This window comes from Frankia sp. AvcI1 (assembly GCF_001420875.1).
GTDB classification, from domain to species: Bacteria; Actinomycetota; Actinomycetes; order Frankiales; family Frankiaceae; genus Frankia; species Frankia alni.
The window spans coordinates 104,473-120,603 of record NZ_LJFZ01000008.1; the positions used below are offsets into that span (position 1 = coordinate 104,473).

Genomic DNA, 16,131 nt, shown 5'->3' on the forward strand with positions numbered 1-16,131 from the left:
CGTCAGGTGTTGCTGCGGGAACGGGCGACCAGGTCACCGATCAGGGCGAGCACGGCGATCTGGAAGCCGACGAGGATCGCGAGCAGGGTCGAGGTCGCCACGTGGAAGTCGTAGCGGACGAGGTCCACGATCAGCTTGACGAAGCCCAGCCCCATGATCCACAGGGCTATCGGCATCAGCACCTTGAGCGGGTCGAAGTACATGACCATCCGCAGCACCTGGAGGATGTAGCGGCGCGCGTCGCGGAAGGGGTGGAACTTCGACGTCCCGGCGCGCTTCGCGTAGTCGATCGGGATGTAGTCGACCGGGTGCTGGTTGGACAGGAACGACATCGTGATCGTGGTGACGCAGCTGAAGCCGGGCGGAAGCAACCGCAGGTAGGGCAGGGAGACCTCGCGGCGGAAGGCACGCAGACCGGAGTTCAGGTCCGGGATCTTCATCCCGGACAGCCGTTGGGCGATCATCCGGATGAGCCACTTCGCCGGCACCCGGGCCCACTTGTGGGTCCCCTCCTCGGTGAGCCGGGCCCCGACGACCTGGTCGACGTCGAGGTTGTCGTCCAGGTAGCGGACGAACTCCGGGATGCGCTCGTTCGGATACGTCATGTCGGCGTCGGTCCAGACGACGATCTTTCCCCGGGCCTCCTGGGTGCCGATGCGCCGGGCCGTGCCCGAGCCGCCGTTGCGGCGGAACGGCATGATCCGCATCCGGGGGAAGCGGGGGGCCGCGTCGCGCAGGACGGCGAGGGTGTTGTCGGTCGACTTGTCGTCGATCGCGAGGATCTCGTAGGCGTACCCGCTGGCGTCCATCGCCGCCGTGATGCGCTCCAGTTCGCNCACCACGTGATCCTGCTCGTTGTAACAGGGCAGGACGATGGTGACATAGGGGACGTCGGGTGCGAGCGCGACGAAGTCGTCGCCGGCCGCGGGCTGCGTCGGGGTGCTGCCCTCCGGATGGTCGGGCTTGTGGATGGCGCTGACACTCACGTCGGTGTGGCTCCCGGTCGTCGTTCCCGGCGGTGATCGCCGCTGCGGGGCGGCGGGCCGGTGCATGGCGCGGCCCGACGTCGTCCCCACTCCGATCGCCGGTCCGTGGCGGTGATGCGCGGTCCGTCCATACAGGCGCGCNGTTCTAGAGTGGCACGTCCCGCCCCGGGGTCCGACGACCGGGCCGACGACCGGCCCACCTCGGCGCCTACTGTTTGCACCGTGGCTGCGTTCAGAAGTGATCTACGTGAATACGTGCGGCACGTGCGGACGCTGCGGGCCGCACGAGAGACCTCGGCCCGTTCGTTCGTCGCGGGCCTGCGTTACCCGCTCGCCCACAAGCAGCCGATCTGGCTCGGCTCGCCGACCGTCATCGAGGGCCGGGAGCGCATCGAGTTCGCCGAGGGCGCGGCGCTGCGGGTCGGCCTCGGCGGGTTCGGCCTGTCCACGAAGCGCGACACCTCGATCATCCGGGTGCATCCGGAGGGCCGGCTGCGCTGCGAGGGAGTCGTCTCGCTGCAGCGGGGCGTGCGGATCGTCGTCGACTCCGGCGTGCTGGAGCTGGGCCCCGGCGCGAACGTCAACGGGTTCGCCAAGATCCTGGTCCGGGAACGGGTCTCCATCGGGGCCTACTGCAACGTCTCGTGGAACACCCAGCTCCTCGACAACGACTTCCATCCCATGGTCGTCGANGGCGTCGAGCAGCCGGTGAGCGGGCCGATCATCCTGGAGGACCGGGCCTGGATCGGCACCGGCGCGATCGTGCTCAAGGGTGTCACCGTCGGCGAGAGCGCGGTGGTGGCGGCGGGCTCGGTGGTCACCCGCGACGTCCCGCCGAAGGCCGTCGTCGCCGGGTCGCCGGCGAAGGTCGTCGGCCACATCGACTCCTGGCGCTGAGGCACTCCCGGCGCTGAGGCAACTCCGGCGCTGAGGCACTCCCGGCGCTGGGGCAACTCCCGGCGCTGAGGGGCGGGCTCCGGGCTGAGGCGTGCGGCCAGGGGCGGACCTACCGCTGAGGCCACCGGTCTGCGACGCCAGTCTNGGGGGAATGCTACGGACGGTGAGCTGCGCCATGCCGGGAAGCGCCTCGCCACCGTCCGCGACCAGGGCCGATACGCCGATACCCGGACAGTCAACCGAGTGGGGGTGTCCGTAACATGACAGCACCTCCGTCCGATGGGACCGTNCAGAGCTTGGGTGACTCCGTGGATTCGACCGCAGCGGCCCGCGCCGCCACCACGCCCGCCCCGGCAGTGATCCCCGATGGGACCCGCTTTCGACCGTGGCGCATCCTGCGCACCGCGCCTGCGACCATCTGGGCGATCACCCTGCTGTTCACGGCGGTGCTGGCGGGCTGGTCGGTGATGATGCCGCAGTACCACGCGCCCGACGAGCCCAACCACGTCGACGCCGTGATGCGCCTGGTCGAAGGCAAGGGCTGGCCCCACCCGGGGCACGTGATCGTGACCCGCGGCGGGGTGGGCGCGATCATGGCCGCGCCCTACGGCACCGACAAGCGGCCGCGGGACCTGTCCGCCGGGCCCTTCACCGCCGCGCAGGCGATGCCCCGGGACGAGCGGCCGAGCTGGGAGGAACTGGAGCGGACGCCCGCGCCCAGGGGCGGCATCCAGCAGATCGTCCAGCACCCGCCGCTGTACTACTGGGTCAACGCGGTGATCCTCAAGGCGATCCCGGGCGGGGGCGACGACCTGCGCTGGGACGAGATCATCGGCATCCTTCGACTGGTCAGCGTGGCGATGGTCGCCCCGCTGCCGCTGCTGGCCTGGGCGGGGGCGCACCGGCTGTCCGACGGCAGCCGGGTGGCGGGGACCTGCGCGGCGCTGGTCCCGCTGGCCATCCCGGAGCTGGCCCACATCGGCTCCAGCGTCAACAACGACAACCTGCTGGTCCTGACCGGCGGGCTGGCGACCGTGAGCATCGTCTACGTGCTGCGCGGGGACACCTCGCTGCGCACGGCGGNGTGGACGGGTGGCTTCGTCGGTCTCGCCCTGATGACGAAATCGCTGGCGATCGTGCTGGTCCCGATGGCCGCGCTGGCCTACGTGCTGGCCTGGTCCCGGGCCCGGCGGGATGCCCGTGCGCTGCGGGTGCGCGCGCCCGCGGCGGACCCGGCCGGCACACCTCCACCTGGGGCGAGCACCGGCCGCGGCGGCACGGCGAGTACCGATGACGCGGCGAGTACCGATGACGCGGCTGGTGCAGGCGGTGCGGCTGGTGCGGGCGGTGCGGGCGGTGCGCTGCCATCGGGCGGCGGCCGGGCCGACATCCGGCCGTTTCGGCTCGCCGACGCTGGACCGGCCGGGCCCTCGGCCGCCGCCCAGCGACCCCCCTGGCGCCAGATCCTGCTCGGCGGGGCGCTCATGGTTGCCCTGGGTGGCTGGTGGTGGATCGTCAACGTGGTGCGCTGGGGCGCCTTCCAGTCGGAGACACCCGGCTTCCCGCTGGGCCAGTACCTCGGTGACGACTGGGACGCCTACTGGGAAATCCTGATCAACGGGACGATCCTGCGCTGGTGGGGATCGTTCGGCTGGTTCGAGGTCAACCTCACGACCATCCCGGTCCGCACCGGCACCGCCCTGGTCGTCTTCTTCTTCGCTCTCGCGCTCATCCGGGCCCGCAACTGGCGCATCCGGGTCGACCTGCTGCTCCTGCTGTGGGTCACCTGGGGCCTGTTCGGGCTGATGACGGTGCAGTCCGCCAAGAACTTCGACAAGCAGTTCCACGTCAGCGGCATCTCTGGCCGCTACCTGTACGCCGGGCTGGTGGCGCTGGCGATCGGCATCGGGCTGGGGGCGGCGGCCACCGGTCGTTACCTGGCACGAGTCATGCCGCTGCTGTTCCTCGCGGGCGCCGTCACCCTGCAGGTCTGGTCGATCAGCATGGTGTTCCCGCACTTCTGGNGGCCCAGGGACGGTGACCTCGGCGACGCGTGGGACGACATGACGGCCTGGTCGCCGTGGTCGGAGGGAACGCTCGTCTTCATCGCCGTCGCGGTGTGCGCGCTCGCGGTGACGACCCTGGCCGGCTGCCTGTGGGTGCTGGTCATCGGCGAGCGCGACGCCCGCCCGTCCCGGTCCGGCCGCGCGGTCGTCCTGTCGGACCCCCGGAGCCAGGGGCTACGGCAGGCCGCCCACAACCGCGCCGCCCGGCTGCACCGCGACACCCTGGCCAGCGGGCAGCCCCGGCCCGAGGGCGCCGACGCCCCTGACGCCCCCACCGGCCCCACCGGCCCCACCGGCCCCGAGGGCGCCGAGGGCGCGCAGCCGCCATCCCCGCCGGCGCACGGCGACCCGCCGCCGCCGGATCGGTCCTCGGCCAGGCCCCAGCCACAGACCCCGGCCACGACGAACCAAACACCCGCAGTGGCCCAACCAGGATCGGCACCGACCTCAACGTCCACGTCGCCGACCGCAGCCGCAGCCGCAGCAATGTCGCCGTCGGTGACGGAACCGCCGCTGAACACCGCGACCGCCGAGGTCGATGGCGCCCGCCATCCCCAGCCCCGCTGACCCGCGACCGGCGGACCGGCGACCGCCGGCATAGGACCCGATATCCACTGCACAGCGTGCGCGCTCACGCGCGCAGCGGCACACTGGCAAGGAGCCCGGACCGACCGAGACGGCACCAGCCGGGCCCAACGGACCATGAGATGATGATCGTGCACACGAGGTCCGCGGTGTCGACCATCTCAGCTCGGGGGGAATCTTGCGCCGCAAGCGGGAGACGGGCAGGGCGCGGGGGGAGACACCCCAGCCCGCGCCGCCGCCCGGTCAGGGCCCGGCCGCCACGCCGCAGCCCACCGCGGTGCCGTTCCCGCCCCCACCGCTCGAGGGAACGCCCGCGCCCGTCGGGGGAACACCGCCTCAGGCTGTAGCGCCCGCCACCCCGGCGGCCCCCAGGCCGGTGCCCCGTTTCTCGCCGTCCCAGAGCCCACCGCTACCCCCGAACCTGCTGCCGCACGCCGCCCTGGCCGCCGCGACCGGGTTGGCGAGCGCCGCCGGTGCGGGATCCGCCGGGGCGTCCGGCGTAGCGTCCCCGCCACCGCCCGGGGCGTCGTCCCCGCCACCCGGGGCGCCTTCTTCGCCGCCGAGTGGCGCGCAGGCCGCGCCACGCGGCCCGGTGAGCCTCCCGTCGGCGGCCGACGGGGCTGCCGCGGGCGGGTCGGGACCGGGCGGCCCGGTCGCGCCCCTCGACCGCGACGACCCGCGGGAACTCGTCCACGTCGAGCTGCTGGGCCGGCTCGGTGAGGGCGGGATGGGCACCGTCTACCTCGGGCGGGGCCGCCCCGGTGTGACCGGGTACGCGGGCCGGCTCGTCGCGGTCAAGGTGATCCGGCCGGACCTGGCCCGGGTGCCCGAGTTCCGGGCCCGGTTCCGCCGCGAGGCCGACATCGCCCGCCGGGTGGCCCGGTTCTGCACCGCGGAGGTGCTCGATGTCGTCGACCCCCCGGACGGGCTGCCGTACCTCGTCACCGAGTACATCGACGGACTGACCCTCGCCCAGAGCGTGGCGGCGGAGGGCCCGCTGCGCTCGGCCGACCTGGAACGCCTCGCGGTGAGCGTCGCGGCGGCGCTGACGTCGATCCACGGCGCGGGTCTCGTGCACCGCGATCTCAAGCCGTCCAACGTCCTGCTGTCCTCCCTGGGCCCACGGGTGATCGACTTCGGGATCGCNCGGGCGCTGGACGCCCAGACGATGCTGAGCCAGGAGATCCAACGGGTCGGCACCCCGGCGTTCATGGCGCCCGAGCAGGCCAACGGCGAACCCGTGTCGGCCGCGGCGGACGTGTTCGCCTGGGGCGGTCTGGTCACCTACGCGGGGACCGGGTCGTTCCCCTTCGGCGACGGCCCGACACCGGTTCAGCTCTACCGGGTCGTGCATCGCGAGCCGCTGCTCGACGGCCTCGACCCGGCGCTTCGCCCGATCGTCGAGGAGGCGATGCGCAAGGACCCGGCCGCCCGGCCGACCGCGCAGGAGCTGTTCCTGCGCCTGGTCGGGATGGGACCCTCGACCCATCCCGATCCCGACGTGACCCGCGTCATCCGGTCCGCGGCGCCGATGCTGGCCCCGCCCCAGCGCGCCGGGACCGACGGCGGCGGATCGTCGCTCGGCGCCGAGCCGACCGGCCGGGTGCGGCCTCGGCCTGCCGATCCGGCCCGCCCCGCCACGTCGCCCGACCACGCCCTCGACACGCCCGACCGCTCCCCCGGCGCGGCGGCGCAGGGCTGGCCTGGCGACCCCGCCGCCGCACGTGCGGACCTCGGCGCCGCGGGAGGATGGCCGCCGCCAACCGATGATCGGGGCGGCCCGCCATCCGCCGCCGGCCCTGGCCACCGTGGCCCGGCCGTCGGCGATCCGGCGCGGGGCGGCCTCGACGCCGGCCCGGCGGGTGCGGGCGCCGCGGACGACCCCGGCGCGCCGAGCCGGCGCCGCGGCCGGTGGGACCGGCGGCGCATCGCGCTGCTCGCCGCGCCCATCCTTGCGGTGCTGCTGATCGCGGCGTTGATGCCGCTGGCGCTGACCACGGGCGGCGGCCAGCGGCCGAGCCGGGAGGAGACCGCGGCCCGCGTGGCGCTGGCCGCCGAGGCCGTGCGCAACTCCGACGCGGACCTCGCCGCCCGGCTGTCGCTGGCCGCCTACCGCATCAGCCCGGTGCGCGAGGCCCGCGCCGCGCTGCGCACCTCCTTCGCCGCGGCGACCGCCAGCGTCCTCACGGGGCACACGGCCTCCGCGCTCGGCGTCGACATCAGCCCGAACGGGCGGCTGCTCGCCTCGACCGGCGCGGACGACCTCGTCCAGCTGTGGGACATCTCCGACCGAGCGCATCCGGTGAAGCTGTCGACCCTGACCCGGCACACATCCTGGGTCCTCGACGCGGCGTTCAGNCCGGACGGCCGGACGCTGGCCACGGTCAGCTACGACCGGTCGGCGATCCTGTGGGACATCAGCGACCCCCGCCATCCCGCCGAGCTCGCCGTGATCCACGGGCACAACGGCTGGGTCCTCGACGCCGCGTTCAGTCCGGACGGCCGGACGCTGGCGACCTCCGGCTACGACAACACCGCCCGGCTGTGGGACGTGACGGATCCGCGCCATCCCACCGCGCTGTCCGTGCTCGACCGGCACACGAGCTGGGTCAACGAGGTCGCCTTCAGCCCCGACGGTCACCTGCTGGCCACCGCGAGCGCCGACCGGACCGCCCGGCTGTGGGACATCACCGATCCGCGCCGGCCGCGGCCGTTGGCGGCGATCACCGCGCACACCGACTACGTCTGGACGGTGGCGTTCAGTCCGGACGGGCGGCGGTTGGCCACCGGCGCCTACGACGGCACGGCCCGCCTCTGGGACATCACCAACCCGTCGCGCCCGGCGGCCACCGCGTCCTTCCCCGCCGACGAGAAGTGGGTGTTCGACCTGGCCTTCAGCCCGGACGGCAGGACGCTGGCCACCGCCGGCTGGGACACGACCGTGCACCTGTGGGACGTCTCCGGCACCGGCCGACCGGCGTCGGTCGGCACGATCAACGGGCACGGCGACTGGATCCAGGCCCTGGCCTGGACACCGGACGGCAGCGGGATCGCCACCGCCAGCGACGACTACACCGTGCGGATCAGCCGCATCGACGACGCCAGCCTCATCGCCGCCGCCTGCGCCGACCCGTCGAAACAGATCGACGACGCCGAATGGCAGCGGCACATCGCCGATGTCCCCTACCAGCCGGTCTGCTGACCGCGGGGCCGGTCGTCACGCCCGGGCGTGGCCGAGGACGTTCACGACGTTGCCGTCCGGATCCCGGACGAAGAATCGGCGCACGCCCCACGGCTCGTCGGTGAGCGGGTGGACGATGCCGGCACCGGCGGCGAGAGCCGCGGCATGGGCGGCGTCGACGTCGTCGACCTCGACCGAGACGGCCGGGACGGCCGGTGCGGTGAGGTCGTGCGTCAGCAGGGTGAGCTGCGGGCCGGGTCGATCGGGATCGCTCAGCGTCACGACCCAGCCGTGGTCCATGATCGGCTCAAGCCCGAGAACGGCCGCGTAGAAGCGCCGGGCGGCCGGCAGGGAGCGGGACGGCAGGTCGGCGACGATCCGGAGAACAGCCATGATCCACCTCAGGGGACGGCGGCGATACGGACGGTCTCATGATGGCGGCGAGCCGCCCGGACCGGTCGAGCAGGACCGGCACGGCCAGCACCCCGGCGAGCGCGGCTCCACCAGCGGCGAACCGGCCGCTGCCGGAGCCGGCCATGAGGCCGGGGCCGTTCCGGATCGGGAAGCCGTTGTCGGTCGAGGAGCCATGGTCCTACCCGGGCGGGGGTGCGCCCGGATCGCTCGGGCCACCCCGCGCCGGGGCACTCGGCCGGCGGCGCAGGGCGGGCAGGGCGGTGCGGGCGGTGCCGGTGTCAGCGATCCGGGTCTGCACCCGTGCCAGCCGTTCCTGCCCGGTCGGGCCCAGTCGGGACCGCAGCGCCGAGCCTGCGATCCGGGCGACCTGTCGGAGCCTCGGCTCGTCGGCGTCGGNGGCCGGTCGGTGGCCGTGGACAGCGCGCTCGGCGTCCTCGGCCTCGCGCCGACGCAGGGCGGCCAGCTCGTGCTCCAACTGGCCGATGCGGTGCAGGTGCTCCAGTTCGAGGGCGGCGAGCCGGCTGCGCTCGTCGTCGAGCCGGGACCACTCCCGCTGGCGCGCGCGGGCCATCGCCGCCGCCGCGTCCTGCAACCGCAGCACGTGCAGGTACAGGTCGACGCGGTTGCGCTCCATCCGGGACAGCAGTCGGTTGGAGACCCACGGCGTGAGCAGGTCCGCGATCCGGCGGGCCCACGGCGCCCGACGGTCGACCACCACACCCANCCCGAAGATCGGCGCCACCGTGAAGAACCGCAGGTCGGAATGCTCTGCGACGAAGTCCTCGATCGCCGTGCGCACCCCGTTGCGCGGTCCGCCCTCGGTCAGCGCCCAGGCGAACGCCCCCATGCCGCGAAAGCCCCCGCGAACCACCCCGGGATCGTCGATTTCGACGCCGACGTCCCACGAGTGCGGCTGGCGAGCGTCCGCGGGGACCCGGTCCGGGTTGTAGTACTGGTCGCGCCGCCCCGCCGGCCAGCCGACGTCGTGCAGGACCACCAGCGGGAAGTACGAGCGGCTGAACCGGGCGACCGCGTCGGCGATCGCGGTGAGCTCGCCGTGCACGGTGGCGTAGTTGTGATCCCCGTCGATGAGGTAGGCGTCGGTCGGCGCGTGGCCGTCGAGGGCCTGCGGGCTGTAGCCGCGGATGACCTGCACGTCGAGCCCGCCGCCGGAGGTCGGCGCCACCCCCGGGTCCGGGTCGACGACGACGAGCCGACCACCGCCGCCGCGGCGGAGCAGGTCGACGAGCAGGGAGGTGGTCACCCCGCTCTCCGAGCCGATCTCCGCCACGCTGCGCGCGCCGGCGGCCTCGATCAGCGGAACCCAGATCTCCCGCAGGTCGGACAGGGAGTGCAGCAGCAACGGCGCGAGCGTCGGCTCNGCGGCGTCGCCCACGTCGAGGGCATGATCGTCCTTGCGGGCGAGGCCCGACCCCGGCCCCGTCCGGCCACGATCGCTTCCGGCGAGATCGGTCCCGGCAGGATCGGCCCCGGCAGGATCATCGCCGGCGCGGTTGGGGCCGGCGGCGATGGCCGCGAGCTCGGCAAAGNTGTCCCGAACGGCGCCGTGCTCCTCCGGATCCACCGATCCGGTCCCGGCCGCGGGACCGGTACCAGCCGCAGGATCGGGGCCAGCCGCAGGATCGGGGCCGCCCGCAGGATCGGGGCCAGCCGCGGGACCGGGGCCGGCCTCGGCCGCGGCGGGTGTCGCCACGTCGGTCGCCGTCGCGGACGCCACCGGGGAGATCCCCGCCGGGGGCGCCGCGGACGGAGCTGTGCTGGACTGGCGGGACGGACCACCGCGCACCTCGAACGGGCCCCGCACCGCGGGCTCGTCCGGCTCGGCACCCTCGCCCCGTACGCCCCGGGCTCTCGGGGCATCAGCGCCGTTCAGCGGTCCAATGGCAGCGGGTTCGGGGTCCCGCTGGTCGGTCACCGCAGTCCTCCGAGCTCGCGCCGGATCTTGCGGGCCGCCCGGACGGGAAGCCCGTCCCGGGCCGGGCCGGCGGCCGGCAGGATCAGCGCGTCACCCCGGATACCCATCCAGCCGAACGCCATCTCGACCTCGAGCGCGTAGACCCCGGCGAGGTGCGGCTGGGTGGCCAGGTCGATCGTGTAGACGAACTGGGGGTCGTCGCCGAGGATCTCCACCAGGTTCGGCTGCAGCAGCCGCAGGCCGACGAGCGCGAGCTGCTGGGCGGGGTCGTCCAGCGAGGTGATGGTCACCTTGTAGGGCTCGGCGATGTTGTTGATGTGGAACGACAGCGTCAGCCAGTCCAGCCGCAGCAGCCCGCGCCGGCCGGCCGGGTCGATGCGGATGCGGCGGGCGCCGACGGCCTCCACGCTGAGCCGGACGAGCGACAGCCCGTCGCGGGCCGACCGGGTCAGCGCCGTCTCCTTCACCCCGTTGACGAAGTCGGCCCCGGTGTCGACGTAGACCTCGACGGGCCCGGCCGCGGCCTCCGGCGAGACCTCCTCGGGCGGGACGCCGGCGGCCGCGGCCAGCCCGCTGATGACCGCGAGCGGCCGGTTGGCGACGCCGGCGACGCCCGCCGGCCAGTACAGCTCCCGCATGGAGATGCGGTCGATGTCGGCCGGGGTGAGGTAGGGCATCCGGCGCACGAGCTCCGGCGGCAGCAGACCCTCGGTGGCGTCGGAGCCGAAGTTGTCGTCGTGGGCCCAGGAGCCGAACGCGGCGGCCTCGGCGGCGGTGGGGCGGGCGACGAAGCGGGTCAGCATGCGCAGCCCGGCGCGGCGCGCCCCGGCGGAGGCCAGCGACGGCATCGGGGTCTCCGAGCGCCGGTAGCGCAGCCATTCCCGCTGGAAGGCGAGGATGCCGTCCTGCACCGCGGCGCGCTGGGCGACCTGGGTGCGCGAGGTCCGGTCGATGCTGAGGACCGGGTTACTCATCTCGTCGAACGAGACCAGCGACCCGACGTCGGGCATGCAGAGCTGTTCGAGCACCTCGGGGCTGCGCATGAGCTGGTTGGCCATCGTCTCCGGCTGCCCGCCGGAGGNCACGTAGCCCTCCAGCTCCATGCCGGCGAGCCGGTGGCTCATCGCCGCCTGGTTCGTCGCCAGGTACAGGCCGAGGATGTCCAGCTTGCGCCCGGTGGAGGCCAGCAGCCGGGTGAGCAGCGCCTGGATGGTGCCGCCCCAGCCCAGGTCGAGGAAGACGACCCGACCGGTCTCCGGCAGCTGGCTGTCGAGGTAGCGCACGTAGCGCTCGCGCAGCCGGGTGGCGGTCAGCACGATCTCGCTGCGGATCCGCTCGTCCGAGCAGAGCTCCTCGAGGGTGTCGTCGAGCAGGCCCGGCACGTCGAGGCGCCGGTCGGCCAGCGCGGAGATGCCGGCGACGTGCTCCAGCCGGACGCCGAGCTGGCGCAGGAGCTGGCCGACGCTCGGCGCGTGCCGGCGGACCAGGAAGCTCTTCAGCTCCTGCGGGCTGCCCTCGAACACGTTGGACAGCGCACACACCTGCCGGGACGCCCACATCGTCGACACGGACACGCCGACGTCCTCGCCCGGGTCGACGAGCAGGCGGGACAGGAAGTCCCCCTCCCGCATCAGGCAGTAAATGTGGTCGGCGCCGAAGTCCCGCGCCCGCTCCACCGCCCATTCGGCGAAGCCGGCGAAGACCGGGCCGAACACCGTGGCCCCGGTCTCCCAGTAGCGGCGCAGCCCGGCGGGCACGGCGAGGGCGTCCGCGCGGTGCAGTGTCCGGGCGCGCAGGGCCGTCATCCCGAAGTCGCCGTCGACCGGGTCNATGGGGACGTCGTCGCCGGGCTGGTTGCGCAGTCCCTCCAGGTCGAGGGTCTGCCGCAGCGATCCGGCGTACTTGGGGTAATGGATGGCGACGAGCCCGTGCTCGCGGGCGCCCTCGACGTCGGCGACGGGATGGTCGCCGAGGTGGACCACCCGGGACGGCTGGAGGTTGGACGCGGCCAGCATGTGCTGGAACAGCCCGTCGCTCTTCGAGGTCCCGGCATCGGAGGAGGTGAAGATCCGGGTGAAAGGCACCCCCGAGAGCTCCGGCCGGTTCAGCAGCCGTTCGAGCTGGCTGGCGGAGAAGTAGGTGTCCGACAGCAGGTACACCGGCAGACCGAGCTTGGTCATGGCGAGTTCGGCGAGTTCGACCACGGCGAGGTCGGCCCGGCACAGTTCGCGTTCGACCGCGACCTCGGCGTCGATCAGGTCCTGCACCCCGGCGGTGCCCGGCAACGCGGGCGCCAGCACCTGCCAGATTTCGTCCAGGCGCACCTCGTGGGTGCCGCGGGTGTCGTGGGCGTGCAGCCGCGCCACATGCTCGGCGTGCACGCGCAGCCGGGCGAACTCCCCGGGCGAGACGCTGGGCGGCAGGTGGCCGGCGTCGGCAAGCCGGTGGCCCAGCAACACGAACGCGTGGGTGGGTTCGGGCACCATGCGCCACAACAAGGTGTCGAAGACATCGAGAGTCAGGGCCTGTGCCCCGCCCGACTCCAGATGCGACCACACTTCGCGTAGTCGGACGTCGGTGAACACGGCCGTCCTCTCCATGCGACCGGTATGGCCGCCTCCGCCGGGTCGGCCCNGACGGCCGCCAAACGTCGGGAATCCCCCACGCGGCATCGGCCGGCCGAAGCCAGATGGACGGGTCGATACTATGNACCCCGTTCCGGACACCGGCCACCGGACCGGGTGGCGGCGCCGGCTCGGTCCGGGCACGGTACCGTCACGATTCTGCCGAGAAGCGGTCCGGTTCGCCGTTGCGCTCCGTCGGCCATTCACCCGCGACCGGGACGACACCCCCGGTGGNGCGCATCACCCCTCGGTGGGCGCATCACCGTCGGTGGGCGCATCGTCCGGCGGGCGTGTCCCGGCGCTGCCCCGGCCCGGGGGCGTGCCGGGCCGGCGACGGTTCTCGGTACTGTCAGATCTCTGTCGTGTCGAGTGAGGAGCGGACAGGTGCAGCTCCAGCCACGCCGTGCCGAGGACCGGCGGCCTGATCTCCGGGGGACGGGGAGGGCCGGCCGTGTCACATCTGGCTGACGCTCCGCTGCCGGCGGGTGCTCCGACGGCCCCGTCCCCGCCGCCGACGGGCCCCGGCCCTGGGCAGCACGCGATGGACCCGAGCCGGCTGGCCCGCCGCAGCCGGGCGCAGACGCGGGTGCGTTGGGAACTGCTGCGCAATCTCATCCGCAAGGACCTGAAGGTCAAGTACAAGGGTTCCACGCTGGGCTTCGCCTGGTCGCTGGCGAACCCGATGCTCCTGCTCGTGGTCTACACGTTCGTCTTCCAGATCGTCCTCAAGTCCGGAATTCCGCGGTTCGGCATTTACCTGATGTCCGGGCTGCTGATCTGGAACGCCTTCTCGGGCAGCGTGTCGTCGGCGTGCGGCAGCGTCGTCGCGAACGCGAACCTGGTCAAGAAGGTGCGGTTCCCGCTCGCCGTGCTCCCGCTGTCGGCGGTCGGGTTCGCCGCCGTGCACTTCCTGCTCCAGCTGCTCGTGCTTTTCGTGGTGATCCTGATCCTCGGCTACAACCTGCTCGGCGCCGACCTGCTGCTGCTCGTGCCCGCCGGGGCCGTCGCCATCACGTTCACGGTCGCGCTGTCGCTGCTGGTCAGCGCCCTCAACGTGCGCTACCGCGACACCTCCCACCTGCTCGACGTCGCCCTGCTCGCCTGGTTCTGGCTGAACCCCATGGTCTACGCCTTCGGCCTCATCCAGAACCGGCTGCACGAGTGGACCTGGGTGTACCTGCTCAACCCGATGGCGGTGGTGGTCATCACGTTCCAGCGCGCGATCTACGATCCCGGGGGTGGCTCCACCGGCTCGACCCCCGTCCAGGCGGATCCGGGATACACGTTCTACCTGGAACATCTCGCCGTCGCAGGGGCGATCTCGCTCGTCCTGCTCTGGCTGGGTTTCCACGTGTTCCGCACCATGCAGGCGGACTTCGCCGAGGATCTGTAGGTGGGCTCCCGGCGGCCCGGCGACGTCGTCGTCCGCCGCCGCGAGCCCTGGAGCCAGCACGCCGACCGCGGTGCGATCATGGTGAGACGTCCGCCGGCGGCCAGCAAGGAGTTGTAGTGGCCCGACACTCGTCCGCGTACCAGCGCGGTGCGGCCTCCCCGCCGTGGGGGCGGCGTCCCGCGGCCCCGCGCGGCCCGGTCGACGGCGCCGCGCCAGCCGGCCCCGCCGCACTCGACCCGACCGCGCCGGACCCGAGCGCGCTCGATCCGACAGCGCTCGACCCCGCCACGCTCGACCCCGTCACGCCGTCCTACCCGGAGGTCGCCGCCACGGCGCCGGGTCGGTCGGACTCCTGGGGCTATTCCGGCGCGGACGGTGCGGCGCCNGCCGGCAGGCTCGGGGCAGTCGATCCCTTCGGCGCTCCCGATCCCTTCGGCGCGCCCGATTCCCTCGGCGCCCCCGAGCAGGTTGGTCCCGGGGAGGTCGCCCCCGGCTCGGCGGTGGTGATCCAGGGGACCGGGGNGAGCAAGCGGTTCGTCTCGTACAGCAACCGGGCGACGAGCCTGAAGGAACGGTTCGTCCGCCGTGGCGGCCCCGCCGGGGACGACTTCTGGGCGCTGCGCGACGTCGANGTGACGATCGGGCGCGGCCAGACGGTCGGGCTCGCCGGGGCGAACGGCTCGGGGAAGTNGACCCTGCTCAAGGTGCTCGCCGGCATCCTGCGTCCGACCAGCGGCGAGGTCTCGGTGCAGGGCCGGATCGCGTCGCTGCTGGAGCTCGGCGCCGGGTTCAACGGCGAGCTGTCCGGGCGGGACAACGTCTACCTCAACGCCTCGCTGCTCGGCTTGTCCAAGCGGGAGATCGACCGCCTGTTCGACTCGATCGTCGACTTCTCCGAGCTGCGACACAAGATCGACGATGACGTGAAGCACTACTCGTCCGGCCAGTACGTGCGCCTCGGCTTCGCCGTGGCCGTGCACGTCGATCCGGACGTACTGCTCGTCGACGAGGTGCTCGCCGTCGGTGACGAGGCGTTCCAGCGCAAGTGCCTCGCCAAGATCGCNGAGTTCCGGGCACAGGGGCGCACGATCCTGTTCGTCACCCANTCCCTCGACCTCATCGAGAGCATGTGTGACCGGATCCTGGTGCTGGAGTCGGGCTCGCTGATCTACGACGGCAACCCCGCCGTGGGCACGAAGCTGCTGCGGCAGAAGCTGGGCAGCCTGCCGGCCGAGGGCCCGGTGTCGTGGGAGTACGCCACCGTCCGCCCTCAGTCGGTGGCCTTCAGCCCGGATCCCGGCGGGCTGCCGCTGGTGCAGTACGACCCGGGCGAGCGGCTCACGGTCAGCGTCGAGCTCGATGTCACCGAGGGCGCGCCGGAGCGGATCTACCTGCACACCTACATCGTCGGGCAGAGCGAGGTGCCCATCTGGATGATGGAGACGCCCCCCGGCGGGCTCGCCGTCGGCCCCGGCCGGCACATCGTGGACTTCTCCGTTCCGCACCTGCCCGAACTGCTCGGGGCGTTCGCCGTCAAGGTGCACGTCTCGGACGCCACCACCGGCGCCCCGGTGACGACCCGCCGGTTCGAGGAGCTGTTCGGCGTCAGCGGACCGCAGGCGGACGGGCTTCTCAAGGTCGACTACGAGGCGAGGCTGCGCGGATGACGGAGCGAAAGCAGACGGGCACCGCCGCCGGGCCGGGCGGCGGCGCGGCCGGGCCGGGCGGCGGCGCGGCCGCCGAGCCGCTGGCGACCATCGTGATCGTCAACTGGAACGGGGCACACCTGCTGCCGGCCTGCCTCGACGGCATCGCCAAGCAGGACGCCGGCTTCGCCTTCCAGACCTGGGTCGTCGACAACGCCTCCGCGGACGGCTCCCGGGAGCTGCTCGCCGAGCGATACCCCTGGGTGCGGGTCGTGCCCTCGGATCGCAACCTCGGCTTCGCCGGGGGCAACAACCTCGCCCTGCGCCAGGTCACCACGCCGTACGCGGTGCTGGNGAACAACGACGCCGTCCCCGAACCAAGCTGGCTGGCGGCCCTGCTGGN

At 73.2% G+C, this 16,131-nt stretch carries 6 protein-coding genes and 14 pseudogenes; 13 read left to right on the top strand and 7 right to left on the bottom strand.

All coding sequences use genetic code 11. The features are described from left to right. Positions 1 to 2 precede the first annotated feature (2 nt). Positions 3 to 835 (bottom strand): glycosyltransferase family 2 protein (locus UK94_RS10650; RefSeq protein WP_235487401.1); only part of this gene is annotated, 833 nt, incomplete at its 5' end. A gap of 1 nt (position 836) precedes the next feature. After that, positions 837 to 1,052, bottom strand: a pseudogene (locus tag UK94_RS47155) (glycosyltransferase family 2 protein); the annotation flags it as partial. Between the two features lie 198 nt (positions 1,053 to 1,250). Between UK94_RS47155 and UK94_RS10655 the strand changes: the two are divergent. From UK94_RS10655 to UK94_RS47185, 7 genes and pseudogenes are all read left to right on the top strand, one after another. Then, positions 1,251 to 1,678, top strand: a 428-nt coding sequence (locus tag UK94_RS10655) for an acyltransferase (RefSeq protein WP_235487466.1), incomplete at its 3' end; no start/stop codon positions are given. Position 1,679: 1 nt separating this feature from the next. Beyond that, positions 1,680 to 1,883, top strand: a pseudogene (locus UK94_RS47160) (DapH/DapD/GlmU-related protein); the annotation flags it as partial. A gap of 470 nt (positions 1,884 to 2,353) precedes the next feature. Continuing rightward, a pseudogene (locus UK94_RS47165) lies at positions 2,354 to 2,966 on the top strand (glycosyltransferase family 39 protein); the annotation flags it as partial. Between the two features lies 1 nt (position 2,967). Next, positions 2,968 to 3,907, top strand: a pseudogene (locus tag UK94_RS47170) (hypothetical protein); the annotation flags it as partial. 1,354 nt (positions 3,908 to 5,261) lie between these two features. After that, positions 5,262 to 5,680, top strand: a 419-nt coding sequence (locus UK94_RS47175; RefSeq protein ID WP_235487469.1) for a protein kinase, incomplete at its 3' end; no start/stop codon positions are given. A 1-nt stretch (position 5,681) separates the two neighbouring features. Then, a pseudogene (locus tag UK94_RS47180) lies at positions 5,682 to 6,892 on the top strand (serine/threonine protein kinase); the annotation flags it as partial. A gap of 1 nt (position 6,893) precedes the next feature. Then, a pseudogene (locus tag UK94_RS47185) lies at positions 6,894 to 7,736 on the top strand (WD40 repeat domain-containing protein); the annotation flags it as partial. Between the two features lie 15 nt (positions 7,737 to 7,751). Here the strand turns inward: UK94_RS47185 and UK94_RS10670 are convergent. The 5 genes and pseudogenes from UK94_RS10670 to UK94_RS47205 form a co-directional block, all read right to left on the bottom strand. Next, positions 7,752 to 8,108 carry a VOC family protein gene (locus tag UK94_RS10670; RefSeq protein ID WP_011602444.1) on the bottom strand — a complete coding sequence of 119 codons (357 nt, stop codon included), beginning with the start codon at positions 8,106 to 8,108 and terminating at the stop codon, positions 7,752 to 7,754. Between the two features lie 745 nt (positions 8,109 to 8,853). Next, a pseudogene (locus UK94_RS47190) lies at positions 8,854 to 9,420 on the bottom strand (class I SAM-dependent methyltransferase); the annotation flags it as partial. A gap of 641 nt (positions 9,421 to 10,061) precedes the next feature. Then, positions 10,062 to 11,146, bottom strand: a pseudogene (locus tag UK94_RS47195) (haloacid dehalogenase); the annotation flags it as partial. 1 nt (position 11,147) lies between these two features. Beyond that, positions 11,148 to 11,894, bottom strand: a pseudogene (locus UK94_RS47200) (haloacid dehalogenase); the annotation flags it as partial. Between the two features lies 1 nt (position 11,895). After that, a pseudogene (locus tag UK94_RS47205) lies at positions 11,896 to 12,650 on the bottom strand (HAD-IA family hydrolase); the annotation flags it as partial. A 580-nt stretch (positions 12,651 to 13,230) separates the two neighbouring features. Between UK94_RS47205 and UK94_RS10685 the strand changes: the two are divergent. The 6 genes and pseudogenes from UK94_RS10685 to UK94_RS47230 all read left to right on the top strand — a co-directional run. Continuing rightward, positions 13,231 to 14,082 (top strand): ABC transporter permease, encoded by an 852-nt coding sequence (locus UK94_RS10685; protein ID WP_011602440.1) that lies wholly within the window; start codon positions 13,231 to 13,233, stop codon positions 14,080 to 14,082. A 632-nt stretch (positions 14,083 to 14,714) separates the two neighbouring features. Continuing rightward, positions 14,715 to 14,772, top strand: a pseudogene (locus tag UK94_RS47210) (hypothetical protein); the annotation flags it as partial. A gap of 1 nt (position 14,773) precedes the next feature. After that, a pseudogene (locus UK94_RS47215) lies at positions 14,774 to 15,145 on the top strand (ATP-binding cassette domain-containing protein); the annotation flags it as partial. A 43-nt stretch (positions 15,146 to 15,188) separates the two neighbouring features. Beyond that, positions 15,189 to 15,749, top strand: a pseudogene (locus UK94_RS47220) (ABC transporter ATP-binding protein); the annotation flags it as partial. Further along, positions 15,746 to 16,082: glycosyltransferase (locus UK94_RS47225; RefSeq protein WP_235487403.1), on the top strand; the 337-nt coding region annotated here is incomplete at its 3' end. The pseudogene UK94_RS47220 and the gene UK94_RS47225, both read left to right, overlap by 4 nt. Before the next feature lies 1 nt (position 16,083). Continuing rightward, a pseudogene (locus UK94_RS47230) lies at positions 16,084 to 16,130 on the top strand (hypothetical protein); the annotation flags it as partial. Position 16,131: the final 1 nt, after the last annotated feature.